General features: G+C 71.6%; 15 protein-coding genes. 7 read left to right on the forward strand and 8 right to left on the reverse strand.

Annotated features, from left to right (window positions below):
* Window positions 1-2: 2 nt before the first annotated feature.
* The gene (locus tag ACQUQD_RS13640; protein ID WP_428952327.1) at window positions 3-1118 is read right to left on the reverse strand and encodes a ferritin-like domain-containing protein; all 1116 of its coding nucleotides are present in this window, start codon (window positions 1116-1118) and stop codon (window positions 3-5) included.
* A gap of 124 nt (window positions 1119-1242) precedes the next feature.
* Here ACQUQD_RS13640 and ACQUQD_RS13645 point away from each other — a divergent pair, with 124 nt between their 5' ends.
* The 5 genes from ACQUQD_RS13645 to ACQUQD_RS13665 all read left to right on the forward strand — a co-directional run bounded on the left by ACQUQD_RS13645 (window position 1243) and on the right by ACQUQD_RS13665 (window position 5655).
* The gene (locus ACQUQD_RS13645; protein ID WP_428952328.1) at window positions 1243-2181 is read left to right on the forward strand and encodes an AurF N-oxygenase family protein; all 939 of its coding nucleotides are present in this window, start codon (window positions 1243-1245) and stop codon (window positions 2179-2181) included.
* A 111-nt stretch (window positions 2182-2292) separates the two neighbouring features.
* Window positions 2293-3018: a TetR/AcrR family transcriptional regulator gene (locus tag ACQUQD_RS13650; protein ID WP_428952329.1), complete on the forward strand. Its 726-nt coding sequence runs from the start codon at window positions 2293-2295 to the stop codon at window positions 3016-3018.
* Between the two features lie 10 nt (window positions 3019-3028).
* On the forward strand, window positions 3029-3304 hold the full coding sequence (locus ACQUQD_RS13655) for a hypothetical protein (protein WP_428952330.1): 276 nt from the start codon (window positions 3029-3031) through the stop codon (window positions 3302-3304).
* A 196-nt stretch (window positions 3305-3500) separates the two neighbouring features.
* The gene (locus ACQUQD_RS13660; RefSeq protein ID WP_428952331.1) at window positions 3501-4637 is read left to right on the forward strand and encodes an NlpC/P60 family protein; all 1137 of its coding nucleotides are present in this window, start codon (window positions 3501-3503) and stop codon (window positions 4635-4637) included.
* Window positions 4638-5019: 382 nt separating this feature from the next.
* Window positions 5020-5655: a DUF4232 domain-containing protein gene (locus tag ACQUQD_RS13665; protein WP_428952332.1), complete on the forward strand. Its 636-nt coding sequence runs from the start codon at window positions 5020-5022 to the stop codon at window positions 5653-5655.
* Window positions 5656-5722: 67 nt separating this feature from the next.
* Here the strand turns inward: ACQUQD_RS13665 and ACQUQD_RS13670 are convergent, their stop codons facing one another.
* Genes ACQUQD_RS13670 through ACQUQD_RS13690 form a run of 5 tightly spaced genes read right to left on the reverse strand, consistent with a single transcriptional unit; the run spans window position 5723 to window position 11214 of the window.
* On the reverse strand, window positions 5723-6979 hold the full coding sequence (locus tag ACQUQD_RS13670) for a styrene monooxygenase/indole monooxygenase family protein (protein WP_428952333.1): 1257 nt from the start codon (window positions 6977-6979) through the stop codon (window positions 5723-5725).
* A gap of 42 nt (window positions 6980-7021) precedes the next feature.
* Entirely contained in the window at window positions 7022-7651 is a 630-nt protein-coding gene (locus tag ACQUQD_RS13675) for a GTP-binding protein (protein ID WP_428952334.1), read from the reverse strand.
* On the reverse strand, window positions 7632-8036 hold the full coding sequence (locus tag ACQUQD_RS13680; RefSeq protein ID WP_324766390.1) for a DUF742 domain-containing protein: 405 nt from the start codon (window positions 8034-8036) through the stop codon (window positions 7632-7634). Before ACQUQD_RS13680 ends, ACQUQD_RS13675 begins: the two co-directional genes overlap by 20 nt.
* Window positions 8033-8524 (reverse strand): roadblock/LC7 domain-containing protein, encoded by a 492-nt coding sequence (locus tag ACQUQD_RS13685; RefSeq protein WP_428952335.1) that lies wholly within the window; start codon window positions 8522-8524, stop codon window positions 8033-8035. The genes ACQUQD_RS13680 and ACQUQD_RS13685 overlap by 4 nt, the downstream gene beginning before the upstream one ends.
* Window positions 8521-11214 (reverse strand): nitrate- and nitrite sensing domain-containing protein, encoded by a 2694-nt coding sequence (locus tag ACQUQD_RS13690; protein ID WP_428952336.1) that lies wholly within the window; start codon window positions 11212-11214, stop codon window positions 8521-8523. Before ACQUQD_RS13690 ends, ACQUQD_RS13685 begins: the two co-directional genes overlap by 4 nt.
* Before the next feature lie 475 nt (window positions 11215-11689).
* Between ACQUQD_RS13690 and ACQUQD_RS13695 the strand changes: the two genes are divergently transcribed.
* Window positions 11690-12478: a protein phosphatase 2C domain-containing protein gene (locus ACQUQD_RS13695; protein WP_428952337.1), complete on the forward strand. Its 789-nt coding sequence runs from the start codon at window positions 11690-11692 to the stop codon at window positions 12476-12478.
* Between the two features lie 96 nt (window positions 12479-12574).
* On the opposite strand, the gene ACQUQD_RS13700 is transcribed toward ACQUQD_RS13695, so the two are convergent.
* The gene (locus ACQUQD_RS13700; RefSeq protein ID WP_428957548.1) at window positions 12575-13075 is read right to left on the reverse strand and encodes a MarR family winged helix-turn-helix transcriptional regulator; all 501 of its coding nucleotides are present in this window, start codon (window positions 13073-13075) and stop codon (window positions 12575-12577) included.
* A gap of 269 nt (window positions 13076-13344) precedes the next feature.
* On the opposite strand from ACQUQD_RS13700, the gene ACQUQD_RS13705 reads away from it, so the two are divergent.
* Window positions 13345-14166: a lysozyme gene (locus ACQUQD_RS13705; protein ID WP_428952338.1), complete on the forward strand. Its 822-nt coding sequence runs from the start codon at window positions 13345-13347 to the stop codon at window positions 14164-14166.
* A 139-nt stretch (window positions 14167-14305) separates the two neighbouring features.
* Here the strand turns inward: ACQUQD_RS13705 and lon are convergent, their stop codons facing one another.
* A complete protein-coding gene (gene lon / locus ACQUQD_RS13710; protein WP_428952339.1) occupies window positions 14306-16726 on the reverse strand; it encodes an endopeptidase La in 2421 nt (806 codons plus the stop codon).
* Window positions 16727-16791 lie beyond the last annotated feature (65 nt).

The following is a 16791-nucleotide window of genomic DNA, read 5'->3' on the forward strand; positions in this document are numbered from 1 at the left end:
CCTTACGTCGCCGCGCCCTCCGATCCCGCGCTGATCGCCGCGTCCACCTCCGCGACCCGGTCGTGCTCCTCGGCGGCGAACCGCTCCGCGTCCAGCTTCTCGGCGATCTCCTCGTCCTGCGCCATGAGCAGGTCCAGGTTCGAGTCGCCCATCTCGAAGACGCCCAGGTGGACGTAGGCCTGTTGGAGGCGCTTGCCCCACAGGCCGATGTCCTTGACGCAGGGCACGATCCGCGAGAACAGCAACTGCCGGAACAGCGCGAGGAATTCGGACTGCTCGGTGTACTCGTCGGCCTGCGCCTTCGGAATACCGAAGTCCTCCAGGACCTCCACCCCGCGCAGCCGGTCGCGCATCAGGTAGCAGCCCTCGATGACGAACTCCTCGCGCTCGCGCAGTTCGGCGTCGGTGAGCTGCTTGTAGTAGTCGCGCAGCGCCATCCGCCCGAAGGCGACGTGGCGGGCCTCGTCCTGCATCACGTAGGCGAGGATCTGCTTGGGCAGCGGCTTGTCGGTGGTGTCGCGGATCATGCCGAACGCCGCCAGCGCCAGCCCCTCGATGAGGACTTGCATGCCCAGGTACGGCATGTCCCAGCGGGAGTCACGGAGCGTGTCGCCGAGCAGGGCCTGGAGGTTGTCGTTGATCGGGTAGAGCATCCCGATCTTCTCGTGGAGGAAGCGGCCGTAGATCTCCGCGTGCCGCGCCTCGTCCATGGTCTGGGTCGCCGAGTAGAACTTGGCGTCGAGGTCGGGCACGGACTCGACGATGCGCGCCGCGCACACCATCGCGCCCTGCTCGCCGTGCAGGAACTGGCTGAACTGCCAGGAGGCGTAGTGCTTGCGCAGCTCGCCCTTGTCCTTCTCGGTCATCTTCGCCCAGTGGGGCGTGCCGTACAGGGACATCGCCTCGTCCGGGGTGCCGAGAGGGTCGTACGGGTCGACCTCCAGGTCCCAGTCGATGCGTTTGGCGCCGTCCCACTGCTTGTCCTTGCCCTTTTGGTAGAGGGCGAGCAGACGGTCGCGCCCGTCGTCGTAATCCCAGCTGAAGCGGGCCGAACTGGCCGACGGTACCGACCAGTTGGGCTCTTCTGGCGCCCTGGTGTACAGCTCATGCGTCGACATACCGGCAGGCTCACACGGTGGTAGACGCGGGGTCAACAAGTCGTGCGCAAGGGATTGACGCCCTTGCTGACAAGCAGTCTCATAAAAGTGACCGCCGGTAACCCTCACGGAAGCGGGACGTGCCATGACGACCATGACGGAAGCCGAAGCGCTGGAAGGGCTGCGTGACGCGCTCGGTCTGCTCAAGGACCGGGAGCAGGTGGCCGAGCGGCTGCTCGACTCTTCCGCCAAGCACTCCTTCGACCCGGACAAGGAACTGGACTGGGACGCGCCGTTCGAGGACGGCAAGTGGTTCTGGCCGCCGGAGCTGGTGTCGCTGTACGGCACCCCGCTGTGGAAGAGGATGAGCGAGGAGCAGCGGATCGACCTGTCCCGGCACGAGGCGGCGGCACTCGCCTCGCTCGGCATCTGGTTCGAGCTGATCCTGATGCAGCTGCTCGTGCGGCACGTCTACGACAAGGCGGCGACGAGCGCGCACGTCCGGTACGCCCTCACCGAGATCGAGGACGAGTGCCGGCACTCCAAGATGTTCGCGCGGCTCATCACGCGCGGCGAGACGCCGCACTACCCGGTGGCCCGCGTCCACCATCATCTCGGCCGTCTCTTCAAGACGATCTCCACGACGCCGGGTTCCTTCACGGCGACGCTGCTCGGCGAGGAGATCCTCGACTGGATGCAGCGTCTCACCTTCCCGGACGAGCGCGTCCAGCCCCTGGTGCGTGGCGTGACGCGCATCCACGTGGTCGAGGAGGCCCGCCATGTCCGGTACGCGCGTGAGGAGTTGCGGCGTCAGATGGTGACGGCGCCGCGCTGGTCGCAGGAGTTCACGCGCCTCACGTCCGGCGAGTTCGCCCGCGTCTTCTCGGTCGCCTTCATCAACCCCGAGGTCTATACGAACGTCGGCCTCGACAAGAAGGAGGCCATGGCCCAGGTCAAGGCGAGCGGCCACCGCCGCGAGATCATGCAGACCGGGGCGAAGCGGCTCACGGACTTCCTGGACGACATCGGGGTGCTGCGGGGCGTGGGGCGGCAGCTGTGGCGGTCGTCGGGGTTGCTGGCCTGACAGCCGGGTGGGCGCCGCCCGGGGATGCGGTCCCCGGCGCGGTGCGGCTCCGCCGTCCTGGCGGGGCACAGCCTGGACGACACCCGGAAGGAGCCGGTTACGCTGCCAAGCATGACCTCCGCGACCGGCACGCCCGCCTACAGAAGGCTCAGCGTCGAGGAACGGCGCGCCCAGCTCCTCGAAGCGGCGCTGTCCCTGTTCGCGCACCGCGCCCCCGAAGAGGTCTCGCTCGACGACGTGGCGGAGGCCGCGGGCGTCTCGCGGCCGCTCGTCTACCGCTACTTCCCGGGCGGCAAGCAGCAGTTGTACGAGGCCGCGCTCCGCTCCGCGGCCGACGTGCTGGAGCAGTGCTTCGCGGAGCCCCCCGAGGGTCCGCTCACCTCCCGCCTGACCCGCGCGCTCGACCGCTACCTGGGCTTCGTCGACGGTCACGACATGGGCTTCGCGGCGCTGCTGCAGGGCGGCAGCGTCGTGGAGACCTCCCGCACGACGGCGATCGTGGACGGGGTGCGCCGGGCCGCCGCCGACCACATCCTCAGCCATCTGCCGGTGGCCGAACCCGGCCCGCGGCTGCGCATGACGGTCCGCATGTGGATCACCGCGGTCGAGGCGGCCTCCCTGATCTGGCTCGACGAGGACAAGCAACCGCCGCTGGACGAGCTGCGGGACGGCCTGGTCGACCAGTTCATGGCGGTCCTCACGGCGACGGCGGGCCGCGACCCTCAGACGGCCGAGGTCGTCCGCGACGCCCTCGCCCTGGAGACACCGGACGGCCCGGTGGGCGAGCTCGCGCGGCGCGTGCTGCCCGTGGTGAGTGACGCGGCGCATCTGTTGTGACACTGGTGACGTGAAGAGCGAAGACATCCCCTTTGTCGGCGGCCCCCTGGACGGACGGACGCTGCCCGTCCTGGTGACCGCCACCGGCAATCCGCCCAAGGTGTACAAGGTGCCGGTGCCGGGCCCGGACGGCGAGCCCGGCACCGTGCTCGTGTACGTACGCGAACCCGTCCCCGGCACGAAGGCCGTCCGGCTGCAGAAGTGGCGGTACGCGTTCGTGCCCGACGGGAAGGTGGAACGGGCCGTGCGGTGGCCGTGGTCGAAGAGGCGTGACGGCGGGGCGTGAAGGCGGCTCCGCGATCGGGTTCGCCGACCAGGTGAAGCACCCCTCGTGGTGGGGCCGTAAAGAAGGCTCGCCGGGGGACCTCCGGAGGAGTGGTGGAGTTGCGCCGAACCGCGCAGCCTGCCGCGTGGACCGGATGCCGGTCTGTTGATGTACACGGTGCGGGGCACAAACGCTGCCCGGCACCGGAGGTGATGAGGTGTCAGTCAGGCTGGTGCGGTGGGTGTGCACGGCGGCCGTCGCGGGGGTGCTGCTGGCGCCGGGGCCGGCCGACGCGGTGCCGGAGCCGGGCGGGGAGAAGTCCGTGGCCGAGCTGCTGACGGATCTTCAGGCGCTGTACCAGGAGGCCGAGGAGGCCACCGAGACGTACAACGCCACCGAAGAGGAACTGAAGGAGCGCCGCAAGGAGGCCGAGGCCCTCGCCAAGAAGCTGGCCACGGCGCGCGGCTCGCTGCACAGCAGCCGGGTGGCGGCGGGGCGCCTCGCGCGGGAGCAGTACCAGGGGCGCAGCGAGATCTCCCCGTACGTGCGACTGCTGCTGGCCCGCGACCCCGAGCACGCGCTCGACCAGGGGCGGGTGATCCTGCGGGCCGCCAAGAAGCAGGAGGCCACCGTCGACCGGCTGGTGGGCGACGAGAAGAAGGCGGACGGGCTGGCCACCGAGGCGCGGGCCGCGCTCGACCGTCAGATGGGGCTTGCCGAGCGGCAGAAGAAGGACCGGGACGCCGTGCAGAAGCGGCTGAAGGACGTCGAGGAGCTGCTCGCCTCGCTCACCGCCGACCAGCTGGCCGAGCTGGCGCGGCTGGAGGACGCGGGGATGGCGAAGGCGCAGCGGTCGTTCATGGCGTCGGGGGCGCTCAGTTCGGTCGGCCGGTCGCCGTCGAGGGTCGGGGACGCGGCGCTGTCGTACGCGGTGCGGCAGATCGGGAAGCCGTACGTGTGGGGCGCGGAGGGGCCGAAGGCCTTCGACTGCTCCGGGCTCACCTCGCAGGCGTGGGCGCACGCGGGGCAGGTGATTCCGCGGACGTCGCAGGAGCAGTGGGCGACGCTGCCGCGGGTGCCGCTGTCCGAGCTGCGGCCCGGTGACCTCGTCGTGTACTTCCCCAAGGCCACGCATGTCGCGATGTACCTGGGCGACGGGATGGTGGTGCAGGCGCCGCGGCCCGGGGCCCGCGTCAAGGTGTCGCCGATCGCCGCGAATCCGCTGCTCGGGGCGGTGCGGCCGGATCCGGGGGCCGGCCCGATGACCGGTTACCGGGCGCCGGAGCTGCCGGCCGGGGCCCTGGACGGCGGCGACACCGGGTACGCCGCGGCCGGGGCGCCCGGGGACGAGTGACCGCGGGCCGCATGCGGAACAGGTGAGTCCACCGGGTCCGCCGAGTGCAATGCCCGCCGCGTCACGGAACTGTCCCGGCGTCCGACAGCCGCCCACGTCCGGGCGGGAACAGGGGAACGGGGCGCCGGACGGGCGTCGCCGCCGGGGCGGGGGCGGCGCTCGGGCCCATGTCACGGGCCGAACTGGGGTACGAGCCGGGGTGCTTCGCCGGGTTCCGGCGACGCACCGCCGGCCCGGGATCCACCCACCCCGCACAATCGCATGTAACAGGCATGTACAAGGCGGCGGCCGGACGGAACGGCCCGGGGGCCGGGCGGGGTCCTCATGGTCAGCAAGGCTCGCTCGTACCGAGCAGCAGGTACCGACCGCAAAGGAAGAAACGATGCGCGCTCGCAAGCTCACCCTCGCCGCCCTGGCCCTGACGGCGGGCCTCTCGCTCACCGCCTGCCAGGGCAGCGGGGATTCCGCCGCGGGCACGAACGACTCCGCGTCCGCCTCGTCCTCGTCCTCGTCCTCGGACGGCGCTTCCGACAGCGGCGCCGACAGCACCTCCGGGAGCTCTTCCGACAAGAACGCCACGAGCACCGGCGACGAGGGCAGCGGCGGCGGTCAGATCAACACCGGCCCCTGCAAGACGGCGAACCTCGACTTCGACTCCGCTCACGGCATGGGCGAGGGCACCCTCATGGTGAGCTTCAAGAACACCGGCGACGCCTGTTCCCTCAAGGGCTTTCCCGGCGTCGACCTGAAGGCCGCGAACGGCGGCGGCTCGATCAGCGCCGGGCGCAGCGGGCTCGCCGCCCCTGTGGTCGTCCTCAAGAACGGCGAGGAGACCCGGTTCACCCTGCACTACCCGCGCAACGACAGCGGCGGCAGCGGCGTGAACTTCACCAGCATGGTCGTCACGCCGCCCAACGAGACCCACTCCAAGACGCTGCCGGTCGCCGTCAACCTGCCCGTCTCGGACAAGGCCGACAGCTCAGTGACGGTCGACCCGGTCGGCACCGGCAAGCAGTGACCGAGCGCTTCGCACCCGGCGGCCCGCCGCGGCGAGGGACGACTCCTCGCCACGGCGGGCCCGGTCGTCAGGCTCCCGTCAGCGACGCCAGATAGGCGCCCGTCTTCTCCGGCTCATAGAAGAAGTTCTCGAAGTCGGACGGGTCGTTGAAGCCGTTCGCGAAGCGGTCGGCCGCCGGCTGGAGCTGGCCCGCGGCGCCGATCAGGTTGAGGACGTGCTCCGGCGGGGCCTGGAGCATCGTGTTCGTCCACTTCGTGACGTGCTGGGCGGTGTCCCAGTACCGGTCGAACGTCGACTGCATCCACTCCTCGTCGAACGGCTGGTCACCGCGCTCGACGATCGAGGCGAGGTACGCGGCCGCGCACTTGGACGCCGAGTTGGAGCCCTGGCCGGTGATCGGGTCGTTGGCGACGACCACGTCGGCGACGCCCAGGACCGCGCCGCCGCCGGGCAGCCGGCCGACGGGGTTGCGGACGGTGGGGGCGTAGCGGCCGGCCAGCGTGCCGTTGGCGTCGGTCAGTTCGACCTTCGTGGCGCGCGCGTACTCCCAGGGCGTGAACTTCTCCATCAGCTCCAGGGTCAGCGCCAGGTGCTCGGAGGGGTCCTTGACGCCCTTGAACGCGTCGAGCGGCCCGCCGGGGATGCCCTCCCAGAAGAGGATGTCCGCGCGGCCCGTCGTCGTCAGCGTCGGCATGATGAAGAGCTCGCCGACACCGGGCACGAGGTTGCAGCGCACCGCGTCGAAGTCCGGGTGCTCGGGGCGGACGCCCAGGCCGTGCACGTAGGCGACCGCGAGGGCCCGCTGCGGCTCGCTGTACGGCGACCGGGACGCGTCGCGGCCGAACATCGAGACCAGTTCGCCCTTGCCCGCGGAGACCAGCACGAGGTCGTACGTACGCGAGAAGTAGTCCAGGTCGGAGACGGCGGCGCCGTGGATCACGAGCTGGCCGCCGCGCTGCGCGAACGTCTCCATCCAGCCGGCCATCTTCACGCGCTGGTCGACGGACTGGGCGTAGCCGTCGAGCTTGCCGACCCAGTCGATGGCGCGCTGCGAGGGGCCGGGGTCGAAGGAGCCCGGGGCGGCGACGGAGACGCCGAGGCCCTCGATCTTCGGGGCCTGCGACTCCCAGAAGTTGAGCTGCAGGTCGCGCTCGTGCTGGAGCGCGGTGTGGAACATGCACTGCGTCGACATGACCCGGCCGGAGCGGACCTCGTCGGCGGTGCGGTTGGACATCAGGGTGACCTCGTAGCCGTGGGACTGCAGGCCCAGGGCGAGCTGGAGACCGGACTGGCCGGCTCCGACGACGAGTATCTTCCGCGACATACGACTGCCTCTAACTGATAACTGGCTTACGGACAGGGGAAGTTATTCGGGGGTGGCGTCCAGGGCGTGACCGACCAGGGCGAGCAGCGTCTCGATCGCCGATATCCGGCGGCGCGCGTCCATGATCAGCACGGGTACGTGCGGCGGCACCGTGAGGGCCTCCCGTACGTCGGCAGCCTCGAACTCCTCTGATCCGTCGAAGTGGTTGACGGCCACGACGTACGGCAGTCCGCAGCTCTCGAAGTAGTCGAGGGCGGGGAAGCAGTCCGACAGGCGGCGGGTGTCGGCGAGGACGACGGCACCGATCGCGCCGCGCACCAGGTCGTCCCACATGAACCAGAACCGCTGCTGGCCCGGCGTGCCGAACAGGTACAGGACCAGGTCGTCGTCGAGCGTGATGCGGCCGAAGTCCATGGCCACGGTCGTGGTCGTCTTGCCGGGCGTCGCGGTGAGGTCGTCGGTGTCCTCGCTCGCCTGGGTCATCAGCGCCTCCGTCTGGAGGGGCTGGATCTCGGAGACGGCGGTGACCAGGGTCGTCTTGCCGACGCCGAAGCCGCCCGCCACCACGATCTTCGTGGCGATGGGGGCCCTGGTCCGGTCCGTCTGCCAGGGCTGCAGCTGCTCCTCCTCGCCGGGGAGTCCGGCGAAGAGCTCAGAGACGGCGGAGTCCACTCAGCACCCTTTCCAGGAGCGCGCGGTCCGGCTGTCCCGGGCCGTGACCGGTTCCGTACACGCGGATCTTTCCCTGGTCGGCGAGGTCGCTCAGCAGGACGCGGACCACGCCCAGGGGCATCTTGAGGAGCGCGGCGATCTCGGCGACCGTGCGCATGCGGCGGCACAGCTCGACGATGGCCCGCATCTCCGGCATGACGCCCGCCAGGGTGCCCTTGCCTATTTCGAGGCGCTCGTCGGGCCCTTCGATGGCGGCCGTGCTCGCGATGAACGTCTCGACGAGCAGCACGTGCCCGAAGCGGGTGCGGCCGCCGGTCAGGGAGTAGGGGCGTACGCGGGCGGGTTTGCGGTCGCCGCCGCGTACCGGAAGTTTCGGACTGGTCACCGGGTGCTCTCCATCGACTGGCGCAGTTCGCTGCGGAGTTCGGGCGTCAGGACGTGCCCGGCACGGCCGACGAAGAGCGCCATGTGGTAGGCGACGACGCTCATGTCGCAGTCCGGGGTGGCGTGCACGCCGAGCAGGGAGCCGTCGCTGATGGACATGACGAAGAGGCTGCCCTCCTCCATGGCCACCATGGTCTGCTTGACGCCTCCGCCGTCCATCAGCTTGGCGGCGCCGATGGTGAGGCTGCCGACGCCGGACACGATGGTGGCCAGGTCGGCGCTGGAGCCCTTGGGGCCGCCGCTGTGGTCGACGGGGGCCTCGCTGTTCCTTCCCGGGTCGGAGGAGAGCAGGAGCAGCCCGTCGGACGAGACGACCGCGACGGAGAGGAGCCCTGGCACCTCCTCGACCAGATTGGTCAGCAGCCAGTGCAGATTGCGTGCTTCGGTGCTGAGCGCGGGGTTGTTGAGTGCAGGGTGGGGCGCAGTCAACTGCTTGCCTCCTCGGCTGTGTCCCCCTTGGCTTCTCCACTACGTTCCTGTGCTCCGGCCCTGGTCGTGGCCGTACCGTCCTGGATCTCGGCCTCCACGTCGCGCCGGCCCTCCTGGGCGCCGCGGTGGAAGCCGCCGAGCCTGCGGCGCAGCTTGTCCGCGTCGACGGAGCCGGTGCGCGGCTTGGGAGCGGCGGCGGGCGCGGTCACCTTCGGGGTGCGCTTGGGCAGCCCCTTGTCGGTGAGCCGCTCCCGCTGGGGGGTGTGCTGCGGCGGGACCTCGGCGGCGGGCGCGGGCGTGGTCTCCGCCTCGGCCGCGGGTTCGGCGGGGCTCTCGTCCGGGGTGCGCTCGTGGGTGTCCGGCTCGGGGACGGCGGCCGTCAGCGGGGCGACGAGCTCCATCGTGGTCTCGGACTCGGACTCCGCCGGGGCCGCGGCGCCGGACTCGGCCTCGCGGACGGCCTGTTCGGCGGCCTCGATGAGCGGGTCCGCGGCGTCCGGCGCCGGTATCGGCGCCGTCACCGGGTCGGCGGAACGGCCGCTGAGCACATTGGAGTTGGCCTCGGCCTCGGAGCCCGGCAGGTGCACCGCGGGCGCCCCGCCCGGCACCGGCACGGCCGGCGGCGAGGCGACGGCGGGCACGGCGGCGAGCAGTGTGGTGGGCAGCACGACGACGGCCGCGACACCTCCCTGCTTCTGCTCGCGCAGGCGGACCCGCAGCCCGTGCCGCGCGGCGAGCCGCGCGACGACGTACAGGCCGAGCCCGAGCCCGTCGGCGTCCTCCGGGTCGTGGGCCTGGTCGGCCGAGAAGGAGGAGAGCCGCGCGTTCAGCTCGCCCATCTTCTCCTCGGTCACGCCGATGCCCTCGTCCTGGACGGAGAGCATGACCTCGCCGTTCTCCAGCAGCCAGGCGGAGACCTCGACGGCGGCGTCCGGCGGCGAGAACGACGTGGCGTTCTCCAGGAGTTCGGCCACGAGGTGGCTGAGGTCGTCGGCGGCGAACCCGGCGATGTGCGCGTGCGGCGGCAGCGCGGCGATGCGGACCCGCTCGTAGCGCTCGATCTCGGAGACGGCGGCGCGCAGCACGTCGACGAGCGGCACGGATCCGGCGTGCTGCTGGCCGTGCTCGGCGCCGGCGAGGACCAGCAGGTTCTCGCTGTGGCGTCGCATGACGGTGGCGAAGTGGTCGAGCTTGAAGAGGGTGGCGAGGCGCTCGGGGTCCTGCTCGCGCTCCTCCAGGCCCTCGATGACGCCGAGCTGCCGCTCGACGAGTCCGAGGGTGCGCAGGGCGAGGTTGACGAACGTGCCGTGGATGGAGTGCCTGGCCCGCTCCAGCTGTTCGGTCGCCGCGGCGAGTTCGGCGCGCAGCGCGTCGCGGTCGTCGGCCATGCGCTGGCGCTCGCCGATGAGGTGCTTGCGGTCGGACTCCAGGGTGCCCTGCCGCTCGTGCAGGGCCACGGCGTGCGCGTGCAGGGCGTTGACGGAGCGGACGACCTGGGCGAACTCGTCGTTGCGCCCGGTGAACTTGACGGGTTCCTCGGTCGCCGGGGACCCGGCGACGCGGGCGGAGCCGATCCGCAGCACGGCGAGCGGCCGGGTCAGCGACCGGGCCGTGCCCATGGCGAAGCCGACGGCGGCGAGGAGACAGACGCCGACCAGCGCGATCCGGATCTCGAGGCCGGTGACGTCGTCGTCCCGCAGCTGCTCCAGCTGCTTGACGCGCTGGTCCCCGAGCGCGGACTCGGCGCCGCGCATCAGGTCGACGCGGGCGGTCAGGGCGGCGTCGACGCTCTTCTTGTTGTAGGCCAGCTCGTCGTCGGAGAGCGTCGGGGCGTCGGTGAGCCGCACCGCGTACTTGTCGGCCTTCGTGACGTCGGGCCCGGTGACGGTGGAGTCGAACGAGGCGACGGACGCGGCCGGGGCGGAGTCCCGGAAGTCGTCCAGGGCGGCCTGCTCGCGGACGCGGGCCTGCTGGGCGGCGGCGGTCAGTGCGTCGCGCTGCCTGCTGTCGGCGGAGTCCTCGTTCACGACGGTCTTCGGCAGCCCGGTGACGGGGTCGATGACGGTCGTGCCGGACGTCGACCGCGGCACGGAGTACGCGGCGAGCAGCAGGCCGCGCGCGGCGGAGGCCTGGTCGACGGCCCGGTCCAGGTCGGCGAGCGCGTGCGCGCCGGAGCCCGCGCGGGGCGGCATCGCGTCGGCCAGTTCCTCGGCGAGCCGGTGCAGTTCGGTGATGGTCTTGGAGTACGCGGTGTGCGCGTCCAGGGCGGAGCCCTTGCCGGTGAGGGCGGCGCGGCGGACGGCGGCGACGTCGTCGACGGTGCGCCGCAGCGAGCCGCCGGCGTCGACGCGCAGCTCGTCCACCTGCCGGTCGACACGGGCGCTGCGGGCCTCGCTCAGCCCTTGGCCTTTGGGGCGTCCGGCGGCGATGAAGGCGGTGACCTCGTCCCGCTCGTCGGCGAGGGCGTGCGAGAGCGCGAGCGCGCGCTGTGTCCGCTGGGCGTCGTCGACGAGTCCTTGCGACTCCCCGACCTGGCCGGACGCGGCCATGATGGCGGGGGCACCGGCGCCCGCGATGGCGGCGGCCACGACGGCGACGGCGACGATCAGCCGGTTCCGTACGCGGGCGCGCTTGCCCTGGGCGACGGGAGCGGCAGGGACGGGAGCAGCGGCGACGGGGGTGTCGGGCACGCCGGAGGCCGGAGCCGGCCCCGGACCGCCCGCACCGGGCGTGGTCGATTCCGAGCCACCCGCACCGTCCGGCCCATCCAGCCCACTGGCCTTGTTACCGCCGGAGGTGTTCCGCACCTGGTGCTCGCATTCCTGACTCGTCGTACGCATGGGCCCAGGTGACGGTCCGTCAACACACGCGCCCTGCTGGGATGGCTCCTGACCATTCCAGTGCCGTTGAGCAGGGGGCGCACATCACCTTGCCCGCCACCCGAAGGAGTGAACATCGACGGGGAGTTGAGGGGCAAGTTCCCCCGGCACGGTCACGAGTCCTCCACGGTGCGCCGGTTGGACGTCCTTCACAGGCTTTGGCAAGATGCCCCGCCGCGCCCCGTCGGAGTCGATCATTCCGCCCCAAAACCGGCGTCGACCTGCTGGTGCAGGCCAACTCGCGGCGATCGGCCGGCCCCGTGAAGACCTCGTGCAGACTGGCCGAATGCGCATCGAACTGACCACCGAACCCGGTGACCCCGCCCGCCCGAACGAGGACTACGCATCGGTGGCGGTTCCGGCCTCCGGACAGGGCGGATCGCTGGTGGTCCTCGACGGTGTCACACCGCCGGCCGGCGACGACGGCTGCCTGCACTCCGTCCCCTGGTTCACCGCCCGACTGGGCGGCGCCCTGGCCGAACTGTCCAGTTCGCGGCGGGATATGACGTTGCGTGACGTCCTCGCGGCGGCGATCGCCCGGACCGCCGGGGTTCACCGCGAGACCTGTGACCTTTCTCACCCGCGCACTCCGCAGGCGACCGTCGTCCTCGCCCGCTGGGACGCGGACCGGGTCGAGCATCTGGTGCTGTCCGACTCGGCGCTGCTGGTCGAGTCCCCGGACGGCACGGTGACCGCACTGCTCGACGACCGCCTCGACCGGGTCCCGCGCACCTCCCTGGTCTCGGACGAGGTGGCGGACGCGACCGTACGCAACAAGGAGGGCGGCTTCTTCACGGCGGCGGCGGACCCGTCGGTGGCGGACCGGGCGGTGACCGGCGCGCTCCCCCGCGCCGAGGTCCGGGCGCTGGCCGCGCTGACCGACGGGGTGACGCGCTGGGTGGAGAAGTTCCACGAGGGCGACTGGGCCGAGCTGTTCGCGCTGGTGCGCAAGGAGGGAGCGGAGGCGACGGTGGCCCGGGTCCGCGCGCTGGAGGACGCGGACGCGCAAGCGCGGACGTATCTGCGCCGCGGCAAGACCCACGATGACGCGAGCGTCGTGTACGCGGAGCTGTAGCCGCAGAGCCCCCTCCGGCATGGATCAATCCCCTCCGGCGATCGAGGAGCGGGGTCCGGGGCGGAGCCCCGGAGCGGCAGGCCGGGCGGACCAGGCCTACTCGGCCCCGGCGTTCAACTGATGCAGCAGCCGGGCCAGTTCGGCGACCTCCCGCCGATCCCACCCCGCGAGCTGCCGCACGTACCGCATGCGCCGGGCGTCCCGCACCTGGCTGAAGTCGGACCGGCCGCGCTCCGTGAGGGAGACGAGCCAGGCGCGGCCGTCGGCCGGGTCGGGTTCGCGGGCGACGAAGCCGAGGTCCTCCAGGGCGCGCAGCTGCCGGCTCATCGTCGCCTTGCCGACGCCGATGTACGCGGCGAGTTCGGTGGCCCGCTGCGCGCCGCACTCCTCCAGGCGCACGAGCAGCCCGTACGCGGCCGGCTCCAGGTCCGGGTGGACCTCGCGGGCCATCTCGCCGGAGGAGGCCCGGGCGCGGCGCAGCAGGACGGTCAACTCCCGCTCCAGGGAGAGGAATTCGTGGTCCACACCAGTCGGCGCGGCATCGGAATTCGTGTCGCGTTCGGCGTTCCGCCGCTCGCCGTTCCCGTCTTCGTGCACGTCAGCGCCCATGGCCAGAGTTTCCCCGGGTTTCCCGATTCTGAAAGTTTTCGCCAATCGCCGCCATTACCGCAGCTCCGTCAGTATTTCGCAGGAGTAGACCAACGGCAGCATCCAGGCCCCCTTCCCTCACACAGGTCTACATGCGTAGCGTCATGCATGGCATGTCCACACCAGTAGCGTCACGGCGACATGTCGACAGGTCACCACAGCACAGGTCCCCCGATCAGCGACCCGCTGGTCCCCCACGAGGCCCTCGGAGGCATGCAATGCCCGTGCACAGACCCGGAACCCCCAGACGCAGAAGCATCGCGGCCGGCGCCCTGCTCGCCGCCCTCTCCCTCCTGTTCACCCTGCCGAGTGCCGCGCAGGCCGCCGACGTCCCCGCCCGGGGTGAAGCCCACATGGGCATGGGAGTGGCCGAGCACGACGGCGACACCGGTGAGGGCCCGGTCGGCCGGGTGACCCAGACCGAGGGGGTCGACGTCAGCGGCCACCAGGGCAACGTGGCCTGGTCGACACTCTGGAGCAGCGGCGTGAAGTGGGCCTACACCAAGGCCACCGAAGGCACGTACTACACGAACCCGTACTTCGCCCAGCAGTACAACGGTTCGTACAACGTGGGCATGATCCGCGGCGCGTACCACTTCGCGACGCCGGACACCACGAGCGGGGCCACCCAGGCCAACTACTTCGTCGACCACGGCGGCGGCTGGTCCAAGGACGGCAAGACGCTGCCGGGTGTGCTCGACATCGAGTGGAACCCGTACGGCGCCGCGTGCTACGGCAAGACGGCCGCCGCGATGGTGACGTGGATCCGGGACTTCGTGAACCAGTACAAGGCGCGCACCGGCCGCGACGCCGTGATCTACACGGCCACCAGCTGGTGGACCCAGTGCACCGGCAACTCCGGCGCGTTCGGCTCCACCAACCCGCTGTGGATCGCCCGTTACGCCTCCACCGTGGGCACCCTGCCGGCCGGCTGGGGCGTCCAGACGATGTGGCAGTACACCTCGACCGGCCCGACGGTCGGCGACCACGACAAGTTCAACGGCGCCCTGGACCGGGTCCAGGCGCTCGCCAACGGCTGACCGTTCGAGCCCGTCCGGCGATCGGGGACCGGGGTCCGGGGCAGAGCCCGCACGGGCCCGGACCGGCCGGCGCCCTCGGAGCACGCGGAAGGCCCGGCCCCCGGGAAGGGGCCGGGCCTTCGTCATCCGCCCGCGTCCGTCACGCCGCGACCGGAACCTCCACGTCCGCGGAGGCGGGAGCCAGGGCCAGCTCCAGGACCTGGCGCACATCCGTCACCGGGTGCACGTCCAGCTTCTCCAGGACCTCCGCCGGGACGTCGTCCAGATCGGGCTCGTTGCGCTTCGGGATGATCACCGTGGTGATGCCGGCCCGGTGCGCGGCGAGCAGCTTCTGCTTGACGCCGCCGATGGGCAGCACCCGCCCGGTCAGCGACACCTCGCCGGTCATCGCCACGTCCGTGCGGACCAGGCGCCCGCTCAGCAGCGAGGCGAGAGCGGTCGTCATGGTGACGCCCGCGCTCGGCCCGTCCTTGGGGACCGCGCCCGCGGGGAAGTGGATGTGCACGCCGCGCTCCTTCAAGTCCGCGACGGGCAGCTCCAGTTCGGCGCCGTGCGAGCGCAGGAAGGAGAGCGCGATCTGCGCCGACTCCTTCATGACGTCGCCGAGCTGACCGGTCAGGGTCAGACCGGCCGCGCCCGTCTCCGGGTCGGCCAGCGACGCCTCGACGAAGAGCACGTCACCACCCGCTCCGGTGACCGCGAGACCGGTCGCGACACCCGGCACCGCGGTGCGCCGCTCGGCCGGGTCCTGCGCCGACTCGGGCACGTGGTGCGGCCGTCCGACGAGCGCGCGCAGGTCGTCCGCGCCGACGGTGAACGGCAGTTCCCGCTCGCCGAGTTCGTGCTGGGCGGCCACCTTGCGCAGCACCCGCGTGACGGACCGCTCCAGGTTGCGGACACCGGCCTCGCGCGTGTACTCGCCGGCCAGCTTGCGCAGCGCGTCCTCGCCGATGACGACCTCGTCCTTGTCGAGACCCGCGCGCTCCAGCTGGCGCGGCACCAGGTGGTCGCGGGCGATGACGACCTTCTCGTCCTCGGTGTAGCCGTCGAGGCGGACCAGCTCCATGCGGTCGAGCAGGGCCTCCGGGATGGCTTCGAGCACGTTCGCCGTCGCGAGGAACACGACGTCGGACAGGTCGAGTTCGACCTCCAGGTAGTGGTCCCGGAAGGTGTGGTTCTGCGCCGGGTCGAGGACTTCGAGCAGGGCCGCGGCCGGGTCGCCGCGGAAGTCGGAGCCGACCTTGTCGATCTCGTCGAGGAGCACGACCGGGTTCATCGACCCGGCCTCCTTGACGGCGCGGACGATGCGGCCGGGCAGCGCGCCGACGTACGTACGCCGGTGGCCGCGGATCTCCGCCTCGTCGCGTACGCCGCCGAGGGCGACGCGGACGAACTTGCGGCCCATGGCGTGCGCGACGGACTCGCCGAGCGACGTCTTGCCGACGCCGGGCGGGCCGACGAGCGCGAGCACGGCACCGCCGCGCCGCCCGCCGACGACGCCGAGCCCGCGGTCCGCGCGCCGCTTGCGCACGGCCAGGTACTCGGTGATCCGCTCCTTCACGTCCTGCAGCCCGGAGTGCTCGGCGTCGAGGACGCTCTGGGCGCCCGGGATGTCGTACTGGTCCTCGGTCCGCTCGTTCCACGGCAGTTCGAGGACGGTGTCGAGCCAGGTGCGGATCCACGAGCCCTCGGGGGACTGGTCGCTGGAGCGCTCCAGCTTCTCGACCTCCTTGAGCGCGGCCTCGCGGACCTTCTCGGGCAGGTCGGCGGCCTCGACGCGGGCGCGGTAGTCGTCGGACTCCTCGCCCTCGGCCTCGCCGTTCAGGTCGCGCAGCTCCTTGCGGACCGCTTCGAGCTGGCGGCGCAGCAGGAACTCGCGCTGCTGCTTGTCGACGCCCTCCTGGACGTCCTTGGCGATGGTCTCGGCGACGTCCTGCTCGGCGAGGTGCTCGCGCAGCTGCGCGGTGGCCAGCTTCAGGCGGGCGACCGGGTCGGTGGTCTCCAGGAGCTCGATCTTCTGGGCGGTGCTCAGGAAGGGCGAGTAGCCGGAGTTGTCGGCGAGCGCGGACACGTCGTCGATCTGCTGGACGCGGTCCACGACCTGCCAGGCGCCGCGCTTCTTCAGCCAGTTCGTGGCGAGCGCCTTGTACTCCTTGACCAGCTCGGTCACGGAGCCGGGCAGCGGCTCGGGCACCTCTTCCTCGACGGTCAGGCCCTCCACCCACAGGGCGGCGCCCGGCCCGGTGGTGCCCGCGCCGATGCGGACGCGGCCGCGGGCGCGGATCAGGGCGCCGGGGTCGCCGTCGGCGAGGCGTCCCACCTGCTCGACGGTGCCGAGCACCCCCGTGTTCGCGTACGTGCCGTCGATGCGTGGAACAAGCAGCACCTTCGGCTTGGTTCCCCCACCGGATCCGCTGGACCGGGCGGCGGCCTGGGCGGCCTCCACCGCGGCGCGTACGTCCGTGTCGTTCAGGTCCAGGGGCACCACCATCCCGGGCAGCACGACCTCGTCGTCGAGCGGCAGCACGGGCAAGGTGAGCGGTGTGGACGTCGAAGCCATGATCTCCCCTTCGGCAGTCAAGTTGAGCTATGTCGACTCAATGCACGAGCGCCCGTGGATGTTCC

The sequence above is a fragment of the Streptomyces sp. cg35 genome, from assembly GCF_050410835.1.
Lineage (GTDB): Bacteria > Actinomycetota > Actinomycetes > Streptomycetales > Streptomycetaceae > Streptomyces.

Excerpts from the sequence above, each read along its gene's own strand:
- ACQUQD_RS13640 (WP_428952327.1), bottom strand. The coding sequence starts at position 1,118 with ATGTCGACGCATGAGCTGTACACCAGGGCGCCAGAAGAGCCCAACTGG.
- ACQUQD_RS13645 (WP_428952328.1), top strand. The coding sequence starts at position 1,243 with ATGACGACCATGACGGAAGCCGAAGCGCTGGAAGGGCTGCGTGACGCG.
- ACQUQD_RS13650 (WP_428952329.1), top strand. The coding sequence starts at position 2,293 with ATGACCTCCGCGACCGGCACGCCCGCCTACAGAAGGCTCAGCGTCGAG.
- ACQUQD_RS13665 (WP_428952332.1), top strand. The coding sequence starts at position 5,020 with ATGCGCGCTCGCAAGCTCACCCTCGCCGCCCTGGCCCTGACGGCGGGC.
- ACQUQD_RS13670 (WP_428952333.1), bottom strand. The coding sequence starts at position 6,979 with ATGTCGCGGAAGATACTCGTCGTCGGAGCCGGCCAGTCCGGTCTCCAG.
- ACQUQD_RS13695 (WP_428952337.1), top strand. The coding sequence starts at position 11,690 with ATGCGCATCGAACTGACCACCGAACCCGGTGACCCCGCCCGCCCGAAC.
- ACQUQD_RS13705 (WP_428952338.1), top strand. The coding sequence starts at position 13,345 with ATGCCCGTGCACAGACCCGGAACCCCCAGACGCAGAAGCATCGCGGCC.
- lon (WP_428952339.1), bottom strand. The coding sequence starts at position 16,726 with ATGGCTTCGACGTCCACACCGCTCACCTTGCCCGTGCTGCCGCTCGAC.